Raw genomic sequence first — 20,172 nt, forward strand, 5'->3', positions numbered from 1 at the left:
GTTTCCTACTTTCTTTCCGGTGGAAGGTTCAGGTGCGGATCGCGGGATCCACATCGAGGAGCGCGGCGACCTCGAGCCAGCCGGTCGGCATCGCGATGTCGTTGTGCGTGTAGGGGAGTCGCCGGACCACCAGCTGTGCGCCCGCGGCTGTCCATCCGGTCAGCTGGGCGTGCACACGTTCGGGTTCGAGCCCGTTGTCGGCGCAGTACAGTGCCATCGTTCCGCCGTAGCGTGGTGATTCCGACAGCGTCACCATGCGCAGCAGATCGGTCGCAGCGTTGCGCACGACCACCGCCAATTCCGGGGCGTACTCGGCGATTTCGGGGAGCAGTGCGTCCATGCCGGACGGGTCGGCCAGGGTGGCCGCCGCCCGTTCGGTGAGGTTCGACAGCGGATGCGAGTCGAGCAGACCGACGAAGGCCACCTGTTCACCCTCGGCCTCCAGGATGGCCGCCATCGCGTGCGCGAGATTGCCGCCGAGCGAGTAGCCGAGGAAGTGGTACGGGCCCTGCGGCTGAATGCGGCGGACGGCGTCCAGGTAATACTCGGCCAGCTCGTCGAGCGTGCGCGTCGGGAAACCCGGCTCGGTGAGCTGCGGCATCTGCAGGCCGACGATCGGTCGCTCGGCCCGCAGCAACCGGGCCAGCGGCGCGTATTTCCATGCGGTGCCGCCGATCTGGTGGATGCAGAACAGCGGCTCGGCGGTGCCGTCGGCGCGCAGCTCGAGGACCGGATCGAGGCGCCTGCCCAGACTGGCGAGCCCGTCGGCCGGTGGCCTGCCCGGCTCGGCCGCGCCGATCCGCTGAGCCAGCCCGTGCGCGGTGGGCGCGGTGAAGACGTCGTCGAGCACCACCGGCAAGCCGGCTCGGGTCAGGCGGCCGACCAGGCGCACCGCGAGCAGGGAATGCCCGCCGGCGCCGAAGAAGTCGTCATCGGCCCCGATATCGTCGATGGTGAGGACCGCCGCCATCGCCGAGCGCACGAGGGCGAGTGCGCTGTCGTCGGGCGTGGCAGGTGCCGGGTCGGTGCCCGTGCCCGGCGTGGGGGTGCGGGCCGTCGTCGAGTCGGCGCCGGCTACCGGCGCGCCGTCCATGGGCGCTCCGCCTGCCCCGGCGGCTGCCGTACCGAGCCCGACGTGCGGTTCGGCGGTAGCGCCGATGCGCGCGGGACGTGGGGCCGCCGTTTCCGGCGCAGGCAGTTCCAGGCGGGCGATCTTCTCGGTCGCGGTGCGCGGGATGTGCTCGAGTGCCAGGAACGCGGCGGGAATCATGTACGGGGGCAGCATGGTTCGCAGCTGTTCGCGGACGGCCGCGGGATCGAGGTCGACGCCGGACCTGGCGATGAGATACGCGACAAGGCGCTGATCACCAGGGGTGTCCTCGCGAAGCAGCACCACCGCCTGCGCGACGCCGTCGCAGGCGAGCAGGGCCGATTCGATATCGCCGAGTTCGATGCGCTGGCCGCGCAGTTTCACCTGACTGTCGGTGCGGCCGACGTAGTCGAGTTCCCCGTGCGCGTCACGCTTCACCAGATCGCCGGTGCGGTACATCCGCGTTCCGGTTCCCTCCGGGTCGGCCACGAAGGCGGCCGCGCTCAGGTCGGGCCTGGCCAGGTAGCCGCGGGCCAGCCGGACGCCGGTCAGGTACAGCTCGCCGATGGCGCCGTCGGGGACGGGGCGCAACTGTTCGTCGAGGATGCGGACGGCGTCGGCGGGGGCGCCGACCGGCACCGAGACGGTGTCGGCTGCCACGGTCTCGTGCATGGTGAAGCCGATCGCGGCTTCGGTGGGGCCGTAGAAGTTGTGGACGGCGGCGCCGGTGAGCGCGCGCACGCGGTGCGCGGTCGCGGGCGGGAGTACCTCACCGCCGGTGAGGACACAGCGCAGGTCCGCGCAGCCGGACAGATCGGCCTCCTCGGCGAGCACGGTGAGCATCGAGGTGGTCATCCACATCGCTGTCACGCGCTCGGCGCGGATGAGCTCGGCCTGGTAGTAGGGGTCGCGGTGCCCGCCGGGCCGGGTCAGCACGATCCTGGCGCCGAGGTGCAGCGGCAGGAACATCTCCATGAGCGAGGCGTCGAAGATCGGCGGCGTGCGGTAAAGCATGGTGTCGCCGGGGCCGAACCGGCATGCGCGGTAGAGCCATTCGAAGGTGGAGATGATCGCGGCGTGCGACAGGCTCACGCCCTTGGGGGTGCCGGTGGAGCCCGAAGTGAACAGCAGACAGGCGATATTGGCGGGGCGCAGCGGGGCGAGCCGGTCGCGGTCGGTGAGTTCGGTGTCGTCGAAGCCGCTGGTGTCGATGTCGTCGAGCGAGCGAAGCACCAGCGCCGGGGTGGCGGTGTCGAGGATCTTCTCGACGCGCCGCGCTGGCTGTTCCGGGTCGATCGGGAGGTAGACGCCACCGGCCCGGCAGACGGCGTGCGCGGTGAGCACCGAGTCGATGGTGCGCGGCATGGCGACGGCAACCACGGTTTCGGGGCCGACGCCGTTGGCGATGAGCCAGCGGGCCAGCCGGTTCGCGCGGGTACCGAACTCGCGGAAGTCGATGGTCACCCCGCCTGCGGTGACGGCGGGTGCGTTCGGGTCGGCGGTGACACCCCAGTCGGCGAGGGTCGCTCCGCGCGGGGCCGGTGCCGGATTCCGCGTGGTCGGCTCGGTGACCGGATTCGCGAGTCCGGCAGGCTCGGTGGGGTGCGGTGCGGCAGCGGACACCGCGAGCGGCGTGAGGAAGTCCGCCGGGCTGGTCCACGGCGCGGTGGTCAGCGCGGTCAGGATCGCGCCGATCCGTTCGGCGATCGGGGGCAACGCGGTATCGGGGACGGCGGCGCGGTCGTACCAGATCACCAGTTCCAGCCGGTCACCTGGCGGGGCGATCAGCGTCATCGGGTAGTGGGTGTTGCCGTGGTTGTGGAATTCCCCGAGCCGCAAGGTGTGCGAGTTGGGTTGTCCCGCAGCGGAGTTCGGGAAGTTCTCGAAGGCGACCAGCGTGTCGAACAGGGTACCGAGGCCGACGATCCGCTCGATCTCCGCCAGACCGGCATGGTCGAACTCCTGCATGGCGAACCGGTGTTCCTGCAGATCGGCCAGCTGCTCGAGCAGGGTGCGTTCGGGATCGAACGCGCAGCGCACCGGCACGGTATTGGCGAACAGGCCGACCATGCCCGCGACGCCTGGCAGCTCGGCCGGACGGCCGGAGACGGTCGCGCCGAACACGACATCGGTGCGTCCGGTGATGGCGGCAAGTACCAACGCCCAGCTGCCCTGCACCAGGGTGTTCATGGTGAGACCGCGCGCGCGGCCGAGTTCGGCCAGTGCCGCGCCGAGGGTGTCGGGCAGCGGCACCTGCCAGCGCCGGAATTCGCGCTGCCGGGCGGTCTCGGTGCGGACCAGCGTCGGTGCGGTGAACCCGGCCAGGCGCTGGGCCCAGGCCGCGCGCACGGCAGCGCGGTCGCGGCTGCCGATCCAGGCCAGGTAGTCGCTGTAGCGGGCGGCGGCGGGCAGGTCGTCGCCGTGGTAGGCGGCAAGGACCTCACGCAGGACGATCGGGGTCGACCAGCCGTCGATCACCAGGTGATGGGTGTTGAGTACCAGGCGGTTGGTGTCGCCGGGCAGGCGGATCAGTGTGGCGCGCAACATCGGTGACCGGTCCACCGCGAACCGGTGCCGGATCGCCTCGGCTTCCAGCCGGTCGGCGGCGGCCAGCGCGGCGCGCGGCGGCAGCCCGGACAGATCGACCTCGCGCCACGGCATCCCGACCGCGCGCGGCACGGCCTGTACCGGCTGGTCGAGTCCCGCGTAGTGGAAGGCGGCGGCCATGGTGGGATGCCTGCCGACGACGGTGTCGAAGGCCGCCGACAGCCGGGCACCGTCGGTCGGTCCGTGCAGATCGACCCGGGCGCCCAGGGTGTAGGCGTCGTCGGATCCGTCGCGAATCGCGTGGAACAGCAGGCCTTCCTGCAGCGGCGAGAGCGGCAGCAGTTCGGCCAGCGGTCCGTGCGTCCGCTCCAGCGCGTCGATGGTTTCCTGGCCGATGGACAGGCCGGGGCAGTCCGACGGGGTGAGGCCGCCGGGGAACAGCTGCGCGTGCGCGGCCAGCGCCTCCAGCGCCAGTTCCCAGTGCCGCTGCAGGTCCGCCACCTGACGCGCGTCCAGAATCTCGCCCGCCGCGGTCCACTCCACCGCGAGGCGGGGCGCACCCGGTTGCGCGGTGGTTGGTTCGCGCACGAAGACGTTGAGCGACAGCACTTCCGTGAGCGCCTTCGCCGGCGGTTCGGTCACCGCGAAGGCGTCGTTCTCGGGCAGGCTCCAGCCCGCGGTGGTGCTGCCGCCGAAGCGGCCGAGGTAATTGAGCAGCAGCTCCGGCGTAGGCAGACCGGCCAGCCGCGGCGCGGTCTCCGGGTCGAGCCTGCGCAGCACGCCGTAGCCGACACCGTTACCGGGGACGGCCCGCTTGGCCTCCTTGACCGCTCGCAGCAGCCGTCCGGCCGCCGCACCACCGGCGAGCGCGTCGGCGAGACCGGCGCTGTCGTCGATGCCGGTGGCCGGGGTCCACACCGGGAATTCGCTGGTGAACCAGCCGATGGTGCCCGCGAAATCGGTATCGGCGCGCAGCGGTTCCCTGCCATGGCCTTCCACGGCGACCGGTCTGCCCGTTTCCAGCGTCTCGCCCCGTTCCTGCCGCCAGGCATTGACCGCCAGCATGAGCGCCGCGAGAAGAACGTCGTCGGGCTTGGCCAGGTAGGCCGTGGGCAAGGTGGTCAGGATCGCCTCGGAGATGCCGGGAGTCGCGAAAGTCCTGCTCCGCTGAGCACTCTCGACCAGATCGACGGTGTGGTCGATGGCTCGTGCACCGAGTGGGGCCACCGGCTCGGCGCCGAGCGCGCGCTCCCAGTACGGAAGTTCGCCGCGATGCGCGCCCTCGGCACCGGCCACGGCGAGCAAGGTGGCGTGCCTGCGCCACGAACTCCCCTTGGCGGACATGCGCGCCGGACGCTCCTCCCGCGCGGCCGCACAGGCCTCGTACAGCTCGGGGATGAGGATGCGCCACGAAACACCGTCCACTACGAGGTGATTGACGACGAGGACGAGGTGATCGGGGCTCCCCGGCGCGGCACGCATCAAGGCGGCGCGAATCTCGACACCCGCGTCAGGATCGAGTTCCGCGGCGAGTTCCGCCGCAATGGCTTCGATCCGCGCGGCCGGGCTCGCGATGACCGCATGGTTGGTTGCCGCGTCGGCCGTCTCCGGCCGCGCACGGCTGGCATCCACCGGTGCACGGCTGGTGTCGTGCGGGTCCGATGTTGCCTGGGTCGCGGCGCCGGACAGGATCGCGGGCGTGCCGGATCGACCGGGGATCTCGCCGGGAGCGATCGCCTGCACCTCGGCGTCGGCTCGGCCGATGTCGTCAGCCCGGCTCGGCAGCGGGTCGGGGAAGGCGATCTCGCCGACCAGGTCCGCGGCGCGGACCGTGCCGACGCCCGCGACCTCGAGCCGGGGGCCGGTGCCGGAGTCGCCGAGGACCACCCGCAGGGCGTCGTGGCGGTCGATCAGGGTTTGCAGACCGGTGGTCAGGTCGTCGAGGGTCAGGTCCTCGTGCAAGGTCAGCGCGGTCCACTGGGCGTAGCCCGAGACGGCCGAGCGGTCGGGGTTCGCGTCGAGCAATGCGCCGACCATGGGCGGGATCGGGACCGTACCGGTGGCCTCGTCGGGGGCCGGTGCGCCCGCGTCGTCGGCCACCGGCTCGGCGGTGGCGGCGATGGTAGCCAGGTCACGTTGCGCGAGCAGGGTTTTCGGCGGCACGTGCAGGCCGAGTGCGCGCAGGCGGCTGCTCACGCCGATGGCGGTGATGCTGTCGCCGCCGAGACCGAAGAAGTCGTCGGTGGCGTGCACCCGCGCCGCTCCGAGCGCCTCGGCGACCACGCCGCACAGCGCGCGTTCGGCGTCGGTGCGTGGCGGGCGGCCGGTGGTGGTCAGCTGAGGTGCGGGCAGGGCGGCGCGGTCGAGTTTGCCGTTGACGGTGGTCGGGAGCGCGTCGAGCACGACGAGCGCCGATGGCACCAAATGGTCGGGCACCAGGGTGGTCAGCCGGTGCCGCAGCTGGTCGGGATCGAGCGCCCGCCCTGCCTCGGGGACCAGATAGCCGACCAGCCGGGTGCTCTCGCCGGAGGTGCGGATGGTGGCGGCCGCGGCGGCCACGCCGGGCAGCGCGCCGAGCGCGGCCTCGACCTCACCCAGCTCCACCCGGTAACCGCGCACCTTGATCTGCTGATCGCCGCGCCCGAGGTAGTCGTAGCCACGGCCGGGCAGCCAGCGGGCCCGGTCGCCGGTGCGGTACATGCGCTCGCCCGCCGCGAACGGGTCGGCGACGAACCGCTCCGCCGTCACCACCTCGCGGCCCAGATAGCCACGCGCCAATTGCGGTCCGGCCAGATAGAGTTCGCCGATCTCCCTGTCCGGCACCGGGCGCAGCGCGCCGTCGAGCAGATAGGCGCTGGTACCGGCGAGCGGCCCACCGACATGCGGTTGTGCTCCGGTCACCGGTGCGCTGAGCGCGTCGACGGTGGCCTCGGTGGGGCCGTACATATTGCGGGCGGCCACCCCCGCTGCCACGATGGCCGACCACAGGGCGGGCGGAGTCGCCTCGCCGCCGAGCAGCAGCAGCTCCGGCCGGTGCGCGCTGTCGAGCAGGCCGTTGTCCAGTAGCGCGGTCGCCATCGACGGCGTCGTGTCGACGACATCGATGCGGTCGGCGGCGAACGCGGCGACCTGGGCGGCGGCGTCCTTCTGGATATCGGTGTCGTACAGCTGGATTCGATGCCCACACCACAGCCACAGCAGCTGATCCAGCGCCGCGTCGAAGGCGAACGAATAGGTGTGCGCAACACGTAGCTGCCGCCCACCGGCCCGCTCGGCGGCCTCGGCGTAAACGGTCGCGCGATGGTGGTGCAGCAGTTGTGCCATCGCCCCGCAGGTGATCTGCACGCCCTTGGGCTTGCCGGTCGAACCGGAGGTGTACACGACATAGGCCAGGTGGGCGGGCGAGCGTGGCGCGGCAAGCTCGCCCACCACCAGCGGACCGCTGTCGAACTGGGCGATGCTCTCGCGAAGTCGATTGTCCGACAGGCGAACCAAAGACGACCGTGGCGTGCCGGCCGACTGGGCGACGGCCACCTCTGAACTCACGGTCGCGTGTGCCGGCTCGGCGGCCACCGTTTCGGAACCGGCGGCTGGTCGCGGCGGCTGTGCGGCCACCGTGTTCGATCCGGCGACCGGTCGCGCCGACTCGGTGACCATCGTGTCTGAACCGGTAGTGGTGTGCGTGAGCTCGGTGGTTGCCGTGTTCGGACCGACGGCCGGGTAGGTCGATCCCGCGAACATGGCGACCGCGTCGTCGGTGAGGATCAGTACCGGTGCGGCGTCGGCGACGATGTCGGCGAGACGCTGTGCGGGATGGGCGATGTCGAGCATCAGGAAAGCGGCACCCGCGTGCCGCACCGCCAGTAGTGCGACCACCAGGTCGATCCCGCGGGGGAGCGCGATGCCGACGATGTCCTCGGGTCCGACGCCGCGACCACGCAGGTAGCGTGCCAGCCGGTGCACCCTGGCGCCGAGTTCGGCGGCGGTGAGCCGGTCGGCGCCGCCGGCGAGCACGATGTCGTCGGGCCGCGCGGCGACCATGGCGTCGAACACCGCGACCACGTCTTCGGGGCTGCCCGGCAGCGCGGCCCCCGCTCGCTCGGCGGCGATGCGTTCCCCGAGCTCGGCCGGGTACAGCCCGATCGCGCCGATCGGCCGGTCCGCCGCGTCGACCAGCTCGGTGATCAACGTGACCAGCGCGGCCATCCGCCGCCGGACGGTGACGGCGTCCAGCGAGCGCGCGTCGACCTCGAAGCCCAGCTGGATACGGTCCTCGGCCAGCGGGGTCACGGTCAGGCCGAGGTCCTCCGGCGGGCCACCGGCGACATTGCGCAAGGTGCCGGTGGCGCCGTCGAAGTCGAGGGCGAAGTCGAACGCCTTGAGGTTGATGCCGATGCCGTGCAGCAGCGCACCGGTCTGCGCGCCGCCGAACTCGCGGGCCAGGTCCTCACCCCGGAATCGCTGGTGCGCGCGCACCTCGCGCAGCGCGTCGGCCACGCGCTTGCCGAGGTCGCCGAGGCGATCCTGGCTGGACACCGAAACCCGAAGGGGCAGCACATTGACAGCCATGGACGGCGTGGTGAGCGCGGTCTTGCCGACGCGCGCCATCACCGGCAGCGCGATGACCACATCGGTCTCCCCGAGCAGCCGGTGCACGAATCCCACATATCCGGCGACGAGTACATCGGCCCAGGTGATGCCCGCCGCGGTGGCCGCTTCCTTGACCCGGGCCACCAGGTCGGCGTCGAGCACGGCGCGCGCCTCGTGCGTCCGCTCGACAACGCCGTCGGGTGCCTGTCCGCGACCGTCCAGCGGCGGCAGTGGGGTGAGCCGGTCGCGCCAGTAGTCGCGGTCGTGCTGATGTGCCTGGCTCGCACGGTATTCCAGGTCCTCGGCGACGAGGGTGTCGATCGAGCCCCAGCGCAGGCGCGGCGCCTCTGCGCCGCGCCGCAGCGCGGTGTAGTGCGCGGCGACCCGGCGCGAGACCATGGCCGCGCTGTAGCCGTCGATGATCAGATGGTGGTAGAGCTGGATGCACCACACGTCGGTATCGGTGAGGCGCAGCAGGGTGTAGGTGTAGAGCTGCCGGTCGACCATCGCGCGGCAGTAGGTGGCGGAGCGTTCCCGTTCGGCCGCGACCAGCCGGTGCGCCGCGGCGACCGGATCGGCCTCGCCGCGCAGATCGACCAGCGGACGGAGTTCGGGCGCCAACGCGGTGATCCGCTGACGCGGACCGTCGGCGGTATCGGCGAAACGCAGTCGCATGGTGTCGGTTTCGGCGATGGTGTGCCGAATCGCGGTGTCGAGCAAAGTCACATCGATGGGCTCGGTGCCCGCGATCTCGAGCACCTCGCCGACCAGGTAGCTCAGCGATTCGGGATCGAGACGCTGGGCGTTCCAGATGCCCAATTGCGCTCCGGTGAGCGGCAATCCGGGATTATCGGCGCTGCTGTCGGCCCGTTCCACCGTTCCCACTACTCCTTCATGTTCAACACTCACCCACCCCGCCCCGTCCCGCAGGCGGGCCGAACGGGAGAGAGCGGAGAGTAGGTTAGCCTAACTTTGGTTTGTATGGCAGATTGTGACCCGCGCCACCCGAATAGCGCGGTGCGCGGGCCGGATCAGGCGTCGGCTTCGACGCGCGCCGCGTCCAGCCTGCGCAACAGCGCATCGGTGCCGGTGACCGCGCCGCAGCGCCGGGCCACATAGTTCAGCGCCATCACGTGCTCATCGCGGCTGAAGTCCGCGGTCGCGTCGTGCACGAGGAACGGCCGCACGTCACCCATGAACGCCTCGGCGGCGCTGAGCATGCAGCCCATGTGGGTGTAGACGCCGGTGACCAGCAACTGGTCGCGCCGGTAGTAGCCGAGCAGCTCACGCAGATCGGTGCGCTGGAAGGCCGAATAGCGCCACTTGGTGACCTGGATGTCCTGCGGCTGTGGGGCCAGGGCCGCGATGACCTCGGTATCGGCGCCCTCGGCCATGCCGCTGCCCCAGAAGTCGGCGAGAATGCCGCGCCGGGACGGATGCTGGTTGCCCGGTTGCATCGTGTAGATCACCGGGATGCCGAGGTCGTGGCAGCGGGCGCGCAGCCTGGTGATGTTCGCGACCAGGGTCATGGCCGGATCCTGGTTCAGGTCGTAGGCGTCGAGGAAGTACTGCTGCATGTCGTGGATCAGCAGCGCGCAGCGCCCTGGTTCGGCGGTCCAGTCGACCTGCGCGGCGGTGAACGCGTCGGCGCCGGGCATCGAATAGGGGGCGATCGGGGGAATAGCCATGCGGAGCTCTCGTTCGCTCGGGATAGCGGTTCAGACGGTGACGGGCAGGTCGGCGATGCCGAGCGGGCCGAGGATGCGCTGGAATTTGCCGGTGGTCTCGGCCAATTCGGCGGCGGGGTCCGAGGCGGCCACGATCCCACCGCCCGCGTGCGCGAGCAGCGTGGTGCCGTCGGCGGACAGTTCGGCGCAGCGGATGCTCACCATCCACTCGCCGTTGCCGTCGGCGTCGCACCAGCCGACCGCGCCCGCGTAGAAGCCGCGTTCACCCTCGAGTTCGGCGATGAGCCGGGCGGCCGTGCCGGTAGGCGTACCGCAGATCGCCGGTGTGGGATGCAGGGCTACCGCCAGCTCGAGGGCCGACGGCCCGGCGAGCGGCACGGTGGCGGAGATGGGCGTGCCGAGATGCCACATGGCCGGGGTGGAGGTGAGTTCCGGTGCGGGCGTGTCCACATCGGCGCAGCGGTCGCTGAGCACGGCCGAGACCTGGTCGACGACGTAGCGGTGTTCGGCGTGGTCTTTGGCCGAGGTGAGCAGGGTGTCGGCCGCCAGCCGATCGGCCGCCGGGTCGGCGAGTACCCGCCGCGCCGAACCCGCGAGCGGATGACTCAGCACCTCGCCGCCGGTGCGGCGCACCAGGATCTCCGGGCTCGACCCGACGAGATGACGCCCCGGATAGCGGCCACCCGCCGCCGAGAGGTCGACCAGGAAGCCGTTGGAGTGCGGATCGGAGCCGACCATCAGGTCGAGAATGTCGCGCGCCCGCACCGGCCGCGCCGCCACTGCGCGAACAGCCCTGGCCAGCACCACCTTCCGCAGCGGGTGGCCTGGATCGCCGAGCTGTTCGACCGCGGCGGCGACGCGGTGCAGGTGCTCGTCGGGTGTCGGCAGGGCGGCGTCGAACTCGAAGCGGGGGACGGGGGTGGGTAGCCGGGGCGGATACGGCGCGTCGGTGACGGTCACCGAGTCGGGTGCCCACAGCGCGGTGGGCGCACCGGGGGTGAAGGGCAGCGCGCCGACGATATGGCTGATCCGGCCGCTGCGCAGGGCGGTCACCGCCTCGTGCGCCGAACGGAAGATCGTCCCGCCCGCGGACGCGGACACGGTCCGCTGCGGACGGGACAGCACGAAAGCGGGGTCTGAACTGTCGGTACTGATGGTGATCACCCTTTCGGTCACATATCCAGCGTTGCGCCACCGTCGACCCGCAGGTCGTGCATGGTGATGTGGCGGGCACCGTCGGACGCCAGGAAGTGGACGGCCGAGGCGACGTCGGTGGGAGCGGCGATGCGCCGCAACGGGATACCGAGCCGGTAGACGGTGGGATCACCGTCCAGCAGCGCGGTCTCGGCGGTCTCGTCCAGCGGCGCGCCGCCGAACATGTCGCGCAGCATGGCCGTGTCGGTGGAGCCGGGGGAGACCAGGTTGACCCGGACCCCCAGCGGTGCCACTTGCAGCGCAAGCGATCTGGTGAACGCGGTGGCGGCGGCCTTGGCGGCGCCGTAGGCGGCCATACCGACGCGGGGGGCGGCCGCGGCGTTGGAGGAGACGACGACGATCGATCCGTGGCCGGCGGCGGCCATGTCGGTGGCGGCGCGCTGGGTGACCAGCATGGTCCCCGTGGCGTTCACGGTGAGGCAGCGGGTCCAGTCGGCCGGGTCCAGATGCAGCGCGGTGCCGCCGACCATGACGCCCGCGGCGTGCGCCAGCACCTCGACGGTGCCGTGTTCGGCGCTCAGCCGGTCGAAGGCGGCATGTACGGCGTCGGCGTCGGTGATGTCGACGGTGACTCCGTGGACAGCCGCGCGGGTATCGGATGCCGCTGCGGCTCCGGCATTCTCGTCGTGGAGATCGGTGGCGGCGGAGTTGATCGCGGCTGCGGTGTCGTGCACCGTGGGGTCGAGGTCCCAGAGCGAGACGACGCGCTCCCCGGCGGCGAAGTGGGCGGCGATCGCGGCGCCGATACCCCTGGCCGCGCCGGTGACGACGACGATCCGGCCACGAGAATCCCCATTAGACATGAGGTTAGCCTAACCTGAATCTGCCGCCAGGTGGTTAGCTTCCCTCATAACCGCAGGCGGCGGTACTTTTATCGCCCGCTGGAAAGAGGTGCTCGACGTGACCGAACCCGTCCTCCCCGGTTTCACCCCGTGGCCCGCCGACTTGGCTCGCCACTACCGAGACCGGAACCTCTGGACCGGTGAGACATTCGGCGATGTCCTCGCCGCTCGCGCCGCCACCGCACCGGACCGGATCGCGGTACTCGACCCCGCCGTCCGCTGGACCTACGCCGAACTCCACCACCGCGCGCGCTCCATGGCCACCGGCCTGGCCCGGCTGGGCATCGGCCGGGGCGAGCGGGTGCTGGTGCAGCTGCCCAACCGCGCCGAATTCGTCGAAGTGGTCTTCGCGCTGTTCGAACTCGGCGCGCTGCCGGTGTTCTGCCTGCCCGCGCACCGCGCCGCCGAGCTGGTGCCGATCGCCAGGGCGGCGGGCGCGACCGCCGTGATCACCTGTGGCACCCATCAGCGCTTCGACTACGCGGCGCTCGCGGCGACCGTACGCGCCGAGGTGCCGAGCCTGCGCCATGTGCTGCTTGTCCTCGACCATGGCCAGGACTCGCCCGAGGGCGCGCACGATATCGCCGAGTTCCGCGACGAGCCGGTCGATCTGGCCGGACCGTCGGCGGCCGATGTCGCGTTCCTGCAGCTCTCCGGCGGCAGCACCGGCATTCCCAAGCTCATCGCCCGCACCCACGACGACTACCTCTACAGCGTGCGCCGCAGCGCCGAGATCTGCGAACTCGACAGCGACACCGTCTATCTCGCCACCCTGCCGATCGCGCACAACTTCCCGATGAGCTCGCCGGGCATCCTCGGCGCGCTGTGGGCCGGTGGCGCGGTGGCGATGACGCCCGACCCCACCCCGGCGACCGCCTTTCCGCTGATCGAGCGGTTCGGTGTCACCATCACCGGCCTGGTGCCGCCGCTCGCGCGGCTGTGGACCGAGCGGGCCGAAGCGGGGCAGCCACACGATCTGTCCAGCCTGCGGGTGCTGCAGGTGGGCGGCGCCCGCTGTCAGGACGAGCTGGCCCGCCGGGTCGGACCGGCGCTCGGCGTCACCCTGCAGCAGGTGTTCGGCATGGCCGAGGGGCTGGTCTGCTACACCCGGCTCGACGATCCGATCGAGGTGGTGGTGGGCACCCAGGGCAGGCCGATGTCGGAGTTCGACCGGATCGCCGTGGTCGACGACACTGGCGCGCCGGTAGCACCCGGCAGCCAGGGCAATCTGATCACCCAGGGCCCGTACACGATTCGCGGCTACTACGACAATCCCGAGGCCGATGCCCGCAGCTTCACCGCCGACGGCTGGTACCGCACCGGCGATATCGTCTCGGTGCGCCCCGACGGCAATCTGATCGTCGCGGGTCGCGCGGGCGACTGGGTGAACCGGGGCGGGGAGAAGGTGTCGGCCGAGGAACTCGAGGCCCATCTGCTCGAACATCCCGACGTCCGTGACGCGGTGATCGTAGGTACCCCGGATCCCGTACTCGGCCAGCGCATCTGCGCGTTCGTCCAGCCCGCCGACTCGGTGCGGCGGCCGACTCTGACCACGGTGCGCTCGTTCGTGCGGCAGCGTGGTGTCGCGGCCTGGAAGATGCCCGACGCGGTGGTCGTCGTCGACGAGTTCCCCGAGACCGGCGTCGGCAAGACCAGCCGCAAGGAGCTGCGGCAGTTGCTGGCCGACGGCGCGCACGGGAACTGAACCAGCCGGGGGTGGCGTGCCCGGCACACCACCCCGCGGCTCAGGCCAGCAGTTCGATCCAGGACCCGAGGACGGGATCGCCTGCGAGCGTGGGGAAGTCGATATCCGCATGTCCAGCCGACCGCCATTTCTCCACCAGCGACATAATGCGCACCGAATCGAGCCCGGCATCGAGCAGATCGGTCTGCGCGGTCAGTTCGGCCGGGTCGACACCCAGCACACCTGCCACGTCACCGATCACCTGTTCATCGGTCATTACCGCTCATCCTCTCGATCGAAGTCGGCGACGCCACGCTTCCAGTAGCCGGCGACAAGGGAGTCCTTCGGCCCGATGCCGAGGTCGTTGCGGACGAACTTGCGGATGCCGCGCAGGCACCCCGCTTCGCCGGCCACCCACGCGTACACCCGGCGTCCGGCAGGTACCTTCACCTCGCGCACCGCCTGCTCGAGCACATCGCTGGTGCCCGGCGCGAGCTCGCCGCGATGCACCCAGCGCACCGCGACCCCGGCAGGCGGGTCGAGCGGGATCTCCTCGGCCGGACCGGCCACCTCCACGAACGCCCAGCCGGTGGTGTCGCGCGGCATGCGTTCGAGCAGGCGGGCGATGGCAGGCAGCGCGGTGATGTCGCCGGCCAGCAGATAGTCGTCGTAGGTCTCGGGGATCACCACGCCGCCGGGCGGGCCCGCGATGTGGACCTTGGTGCCCGGAGTGACCGAGGCGGCCCAATCGGAGGCGAGGCCACCGGGATGGATGACGAAATCGATATCGAGCTCGCCGGCTTCGGCGCTGTGGCGGCGCACGGTGTACTCGCGCGAGACCGGTCGCGGGTTGCCCCACTCGAGCATGGTGCCGTTGAGCTCGGGCAGTCTCAGCACCCCGTCCTCGCCGGGAAAGATCAGCCGCACATGCTCATCCGGCACGTAGCTGTGGAACGTCGCGAGCTCCGAGCCGCCGAAGGTGATCCGCAGCAGGGCGGCGCCGACGGGTGCGACCCGCAGCACCTCCACTTCCCGCAGGCCGATCGGGTACGGCACCTTGGCGTAGTGGTCGCCGGCGAGCACCTCGGCGATGTTGTCGGCATAGGCACTGCGATCTTTCACGATGGGTCCTTTCTGTGCAGCGGCCCGGCGGCGAGCGCCGTCAGGCCGGTGAGTACGAGCACCGCGACGCCGTAGAGCACGAGCGCGCGTCCCGGCGCGAACAGCTGGCCCGCGATACCGGCCACCATGGAGCCGACCGCGGTGCCAGCGACCGACTGCACCATCAGCAGCCCGGACATGCGCCCGCGCATGTCCTCGGGCGCCGCCTGCTGCAGCATCGTGTAGCGCAGCACCATGTTCACGGCTCTGGCCATGCCGAATCCGGCGAGGCCGAGGAACACCGGCACCGCGTGCGACCACGAGCCGGCCACGATCACGCCGACCGGCATCAGCGCCAAGGTGATCAGCAGCGCCCTGCCGGTGTTGACCCGGCTCATCCAGCCACTGGTGAGCGTGCCGAGTACCGCGCCCGCGCCGGGCGCCGCGTACAGCAGGCCGAGAGTGCCTGCGCCCGCGTCGAGTTCGATATCGGCGAAGGCGGGCAGCAGCACCAGCGGTCCGCCTGCGAGCATGCCGATCAGGCCGGTCAGCAGGATGAGCCGGATGGATTCGTGCCGGACCGCGAAGCCGATGCCGGAGATCAGCTCGCGCACCGGATTCTGCAGGTCGCGCTGTGGCGGCGGGGAAGGGCCGATCGCGGTGATGAGTCCGACCGTAGCCGTGGTGGCCAGGGCGCACAGGAAATAGGCCGAGGCCACACCGGCTTTCGCGACGAGCAGCCCGGCGACCGCGGGGGTGAGCATCGTGCCGAGGTCGGTGGTCAGCGAGACCAGTGCGCCCGCGGCCGCCACCTTCTCCCGGCCGACCAGCACCGGCACCATGGCCATCAGCGCCGAACCGCTCACCCCGCCCGCGAGGCCGTCGATGACGGCGGCGAGATAGATGGCGGACAGGAACGGATCCGGCAGGATGGCATTCACACCGAGCAGCAGGAATCCGACACCCGCTGCGCTGCGCGACCATTGGATCACCGTGCGGCGGTCGTACCGGTCGGCGACCACACCGCCGGCGAGACTGCCGAAGAACAGAGCCGCCGCGGTCGTGGTGGCGACCCCGGCGACCTGCACACTCGATCCGGTCAGCTCGTAGACCTGCAGCGGCAGGGCCACCATGAGCAGCCCGATGCCGAGCACCGACACCAGCCGCGCCGCGAACGCGCACCGGAACGGGCGCGAGGCCCGCAGCGGGCTGAGGTCGATGAGCAATCCCCCTTGGGCGGTCACTTGAAGCGTTCCACGAGCAGATCGAGGGTGGTCATGACGGTGCGGTAGTCGGGCCGCGAGCTGGTGGCGGGCAGTTCGAAGACCTTGTTCCCCACGAACGCCGGGAGCGTCGCGTACATCGGGTCGGCGCGCAGTTCCTCGAGCGAACGGCCGCCGCTGAGCGGGATGGTGAACAGCACAGGCGCGTCGATCACGGTGTTGAGCAGTTCGGGGCTGAAGCTGATGAAGTCGGCGCTCTGCTCCTTGGCAGGGTTGCCCGCCTTGGCTTCCACCGCCGTGTCCAGGGTGAAACCGACCTCGGCGAGCAGGGTGGGCAGCGCGGCGCTCGGCACGAAGAGGGTCGGCTTCTGGCTCTTGATCGACTGCATGACCGCGGTCGCGCCGGCGGGTGTCTTGATCTTGCTCTTGGCCTCGGACAGCTTGGCCTGGTAGTTCGCGATCAGGGTGTCGACCTTGGCTGGCTTGTCGACCGTGGTGGCGATGAAGCGCAGCTGGTCCTGCCAGTAGGTGGTCTCGGTCGGCAACAGCACGGTCGGGGCGATCGCGCTGAGCTGGTCGTAGGCATTGACCGACTGCTGGCCCGGATAACCCTGGCCGCCACCGATGATCAGATCGGGGCGCTGGGCGGCGATGAACTCGAGGTTGATGTTCTCGCCGGACGGCACGGCCTGGGTGCCCTGCTTCTTCGCGTCCTCGGCCCAGCCGGTGGGGAATTCGCCCGGCTCGTTCGGGACACCGAGCAGACGCGGATCCGCCGCGACGACAGTGGCCTCGAGGTCGTAGAGATAGCCGGCCAGGTTGCCGTTGAGCACGACGATGCGCTGCGGGTCGGCGGGCACCTTGACGGGGCCCTTGGCCGACGGCACTTCACGCGGGCCGGTGTCGGCGGCGTCGGAGGACGAGTTACCGCACGCGGTGAGCATCGCGACCAGCGCGAGGACCAGCAGGGCGAGGGCGGCGCGGAGACGGCCCGATAAGCGGTTGGTGAGCATGGACGGGGAATTCCTCATTTCTTACGACGGTGGCGCTGGGCCACCTCAATGCACCTGTGCGGCGTTCTCCGCCAGCGGAATCACCAGTGGCGTACCGGTTTCCGGGTCTTCGACGATGCGGCACCGCAGCGAGAACACGTCGTGGACGAGCTCCGCGGTGACGATCTCCGCGGGCTGCCCGCAGGCGACGACCCGCCCGTCGCGCATGGCGATCAGGTGGTCGGCGTAGCGGAAGGCATGGTTGAGGTCGTGCAGGACCGCGACGACCGTTCGTCCCGAATCGCGGTTGAGCGAGCGGCATAGATCCAGGAGCTGGATCTGGTAGGCGATATCGAGGTAGGTGGTCGGCTCGTCGAGCAGGACGATGGGCGTTTGCTGGGCGAGCACCATCGAGATCCACACCCGCTGCCGCTGACCACCCGACAGTTCCTCGACCGGACGCGCCGACAACTCCGCGACGCCGGTGGCTTCCATCGCCGCCGCGACCGCCTCCTCGTCGGTGCGCGACCACTGCCGCAGCAGCGTCTGATGCGGATATCGCCCGCGCGCGACGAGGTCCGCGACGCGGATGCCGTCGGGCGCGGTCGATGACTGTGGCAGCAGGCCGACCTGGCGGGCCAGCTCTTTGGCCGGATAGTCGGTGACCGGCTTGCCGTCCAGCGATACGGTTCCAGCTTCTGGCGTGAGCAGCCGGGCCAGTGCGCGCAGCAGGGTGGACTTGCCGCAGGCGTTCGGGCCGATGATCACGGTGAACTTGCCGTCGGGGATGTCGACCGAGAGCTGGTCACTGATCGTGGTGCCCTTGTACCCGAGCCGGACCTGATCGGCGCGCAACCGCGCGGCGTGAGAATCGTTCATGTCGCTTCCTATTTCCGCCGCGCTTCGGCGACGAGCAGATACGCCAGGTACAGGCCACCGATCGAGCCGGTGACGATGCCGACCGGCACCGTGGTCGGCGCGAAGGCGCGCTGCGCGATCCAGTCGCACACCACCAGCAGGGTCGCGCCCATCGCCGCGGCGGGCAGCAGCGCGATCGACGGCGTGCGGGTGAGCCTGCGCGCCAGATGCGGTGCGGCCAGCGCGACGAACGCGATCGGCCCGGCGACCGCGGTTGCCAGCGAGGTGAATCCGACGCTGAGCGCGATCAGCCAGCCGGTCGCCTTGCTCGCGTCGATGCCGAGGGCGCGCGCGGTGTCGTCGCCGAGTTCGAGGATCTGCAGCCGGGGCGCGGCCGGGATCAGCGCCAGCGAGAGGACGGCCAGGATGAGGATCGTCGGCGCGACCTGCGGCCAGGACAGGCCGTTGAGTGAGCCGGCGCCCCAAGCGGCCGCCGACATCGCCGCGTCCAGATCGGCCCGCATGATCAGCCAGGTGTTGACCGAGGCGAGCATGGCGCTCACCCCGATCCCGACGATGATCAGCCGGAAGCCGGTCACGTTGTGCCGGAAGGCGAGCAGATGGATCACCAGCGCGGCGCCGAGACCACCGATCATCGCGCCCGCCGCCGTCTGGAAGCTGCCGCCGCCGAGGATCAGGATCACCAGCAGCGCACCGGTGTAGGCGCCGGTGCTGAACCCGATGATGTCGGGGCTGCCGAGCGGATTGCGGGTGACCGACTGCAGAATCGCGCCGCTGACGCCGAGCGCGGCCCCGAGGGCGAGCGCGAGCAGGATGCGCGGCAGCCGCCAATCCCACACCACCAGCCGGTCGAAGCGCTCGTCGCCGATGAACAGCGCACGCAGCACCCGCGCCGCCGGAATCGGGAAATCGCCGGTGCCGAGCGCGAGAACCGCGGCCGCGGCGCCGATGGTGAGCAGGACGGCGCACACAACCAGGGTGCGCACACCGATCCTGGCGGTGATGCGCAGGCGGCGTGGCCGGATCACGAGCATGGTACGGCCGAAGTCGATCTCGGTGTTCACGCGGCAGCTCCCACCCGTGCTCTGCGGGCCAGCCAGATCAGCATCGGCGCGCCGAGGAATGCCGTGACCAGGCCCGCGGGCACCTCGTCGGGCCGGATGACGATGCGGCCGAGCACATCCGCGGTGAGCACCAGCAGCGGCGCGAGCACCAGCGAGTACGCGAAGATCCAGCGCTGATCGGGGCCGACCAGCCAGCGGGCGATGTGGGGCACCGCGAGCCCGACGAAGGCGATCGGGCCGACGGCCGCGGTCGCGGTGCCGCACAGCAGCACCAGCGCCAGCGCGGTGAGCAGCCGGGTCCTGGCGACGTGCACGCCGAGCGAGCGGGCCAGGTCGTCACCGAGCGCGACGGCGTTGAGCGAGCGCGCGCACACCGCGGCGATCAGCAGCCCGGCCACGATGAACGGCGCCGCACCGGCGATGATGTCGAATCCGCGGCCGGTGAGCGAACCGGCGTCCCAGCGCCGCATCTCGTCGAAAGCCTTGGGGTCGACCAGCATCAGACCCCGAGTGAGTCCGGTGAGGACCGCGGTCGCGGCGACGCCTGCCAGGGTGAGCCGGATCGGATCGGTGCCGGTGTGGCCCGCGGTGCCGAGTCGGTACACGACGACCGAAACCAGTGCGGCACCGGCGAAACCGAACCACACATACGAAGTGATTTCACTCACGCCGAGCAGCCCGACAGCGACGGTGATGGCAAAGGCTGCGCCAGCGTTGACTCCCAGCAAACCGGGGTCGGCGAGTGGGTTACGGGTCAGGCCTTGCATCAGACAGCCCGCGACACCGAGCGCCAGGCCGCAGAGCAGTCCGAGCACGGTTCGCGGCAGTCGGTATTCGGTGACGGTGACGTGATCGGGGGTGGTCACCGGCCCGGTCAGCGCCAGCCAGACCTCGCCGACCTGGATCGCTTTCGTGCCGACCAGCAGGCTCAGCAAACAGGCCGCGACCAGCAGTGTGACCGTCAGCAGCCAGCCGAACCAGCGCGGACTTCTCATCAGGGAATCTCTCTTACGTAGAACCAATCCGTTCGGTAGGTTAGCCTAAGGAAGGACTTCGTAGGTGAGCCTTGCCTGACTCGACTGATGGGCAAACTCTCGACTTTGCCTTGCTCACCGGGGGTTTCGCGACCGCAGGCGGTTCGTCATTCGAAAACGTGATCGCGCGAGAGGTTGACAGGGCAAGCTCTTGATTAGGTGAGCCTAACCTGTTTACAGTGCCAGCTGTTCAAGATCGGTGAGAATCGGTCACAACAGTTGA

The 20,172-nt window shown here is 70.6% G+C and carries 12 protein-coding genes; 1 reads left to right on the plus strand and 11 read right to left on the minus strand.

Annotated features, from left to right (window positions below):
• Positions 1 to 28: 28 nt before the first annotated feature.
• The 4 genes from ACFOW8_RS08960 to ACFOW8_RS08975 all read right to left on the minus strand — a co-directional run bounded on the left by ACFOW8_RS08960 (position 29) and on the right by ACFOW8_RS08975 (position 11,933).
• Positions 29 to 9,103, minus strand: coding sequence for an amino acid adenylation domain-containing protein (locus tag ACFOW8_RS08960; protein ID WP_378548174.1), 9,075 nt, complete (start codon positions 9,101 to 9,103; stop codon positions 29 to 31).
• Between the two features lie 155 nt (positions 9,104 to 9,258).
• The gene (locus ACFOW8_RS08965) at positions 9,259 to 9,915 is read right to left on the minus strand and encodes an isochorismatase family protein (protein ID WP_378548177.1); all 657 of its coding nucleotides are present in this window, start codon (positions 9,913 to 9,915) and stop codon (positions 9,259 to 9,261) included.
• A 30-nt stretch (positions 9,916 to 9,945) separates the two neighbouring features.
• Positions 9,946 to 11,091 carry an isochorismate synthase gene (locus ACFOW8_RS08970; RefSeq protein ID WP_378548180.1) on the minus strand — a complete coding sequence of 382 codons (1,146 nt, stop codon included), beginning with the start codon at positions 11,089 to 11,091 and terminating at the stop codon, positions 9,946 to 9,948.
• Complete coding sequence (locus ACFOW8_RS08975) at positions 11,088 to 11,933, minus strand: SDR family oxidoreductase (RefSeq protein ID WP_378548182.1); 846 nt, start codon at positions 11,931 to 11,933, stop codon at positions 11,088 to 11,090. Before ACFOW8_RS08975 ends, ACFOW8_RS08970 begins: the two co-directional genes overlap by 4 nt.
• 88 nt (positions 11,934 to 12,021) lie before the next feature.
• Between ACFOW8_RS08975 and ACFOW8_RS08980 the strand changes: the two genes are divergently transcribed.
• Entirely contained in the window at positions 12,022 to 13,677 is a 1,656-nt protein-coding gene (locus ACFOW8_RS08980; protein WP_378548184.1) for a (2,3-dihydroxybenzoyl)adenylate synthase, read from the plus strand.
• A gap of 40 nt (positions 13,678 to 13,717) precedes the next feature.
• Here the strand turns inward: ACFOW8_RS08980 and ACFOW8_RS08985 are convergent, their stop codons facing one another.
• Genes ACFOW8_RS08985 through ACFOW8_RS09015 form a run of 7 tightly spaced genes read right to left on the minus strand, consistent with a single transcriptional unit; the run spans position 13,718 to position 19,910 of the window.
• A complete protein-coding gene (locus tag ACFOW8_RS08985; protein WP_378548187.1) occupies positions 13,718 to 13,933 on the minus strand; it encodes a phosphopantetheine-binding protein in 216 nt (71 codons plus the stop codon).
• Entirely contained in the window at positions 13,933 to 14,778 is an 846-nt protein-coding gene (locus ACFOW8_RS08990; RefSeq protein WP_378548190.1) for a siderophore-interacting protein, read from the minus strand. Before ACFOW8_RS08990 ends, ACFOW8_RS08985 begins: the two co-directional genes overlap by 1 nt.
• Positions 14,775 to 16,001, minus strand: a complete 1,227-nt coding sequence (gene entS / locus ACFOW8_RS08995) for an enterobactin transporter EntS (RefSeq protein ID WP_378548193.1) — start codon at positions 15,999 to 16,001, stop codon at positions 14,775 to 14,777. The genes ACFOW8_RS08990 and entS overlap by 4 nt, the downstream gene beginning before the upstream one ends.
• Entirely contained in the window at positions 15,998 to 17,011 is a 1,014-nt protein-coding gene (locus ACFOW8_RS09000) for an ABC transporter substrate-binding protein (RefSeq protein WP_378548196.1), read from the minus strand. The genes entS and ACFOW8_RS09000 overlap by 4 nt, the downstream gene beginning before the upstream one ends.
• Before the next feature lie 27 nt (positions 17,012 to 17,038).
• A complete protein-coding gene (locus ACFOW8_RS09005; RefSeq protein WP_378548199.1) occupies positions 17,039 to 17,851 on the minus strand; it encodes an ABC transporter ATP-binding protein in 813 nt (270 codons plus the stop codon).
• Positions 17,852 to 17,859: 8 nt separating this feature from the next.
• On the minus strand, positions 17,860 to 18,885 hold the full coding sequence (locus ACFOW8_RS09010) for a FecCD family ABC transporter permease (RefSeq protein WP_378548590.1): 1,026 nt from the start codon (positions 18,883 to 18,885) through the stop codon (positions 17,860 to 17,862).
• A gap of 26 nt (positions 18,886 to 18,911) precedes the next feature.
• Positions 18,912 to 19,910: a FecCD family ABC transporter permease gene (locus ACFOW8_RS09015; RefSeq protein ID WP_378548202.1), complete on the minus strand. Its 999-nt coding sequence runs from the start codon at positions 19,908 to 19,910 to the stop codon at positions 18,912 to 18,914.
• Positions 19,911 to 20,172: the final 262 nt, after the last annotated feature.

The sequence above is a fragment of the Nocardia rhizosphaerae genome (assembly GCF_042650365.1).
Taxonomy (GTDB): Bacteria; Actinomycetota; Actinomycetes; order Mycobacteriales; family Mycobacteriaceae; genus Nocardia; species Nocardia rhizosphaerae.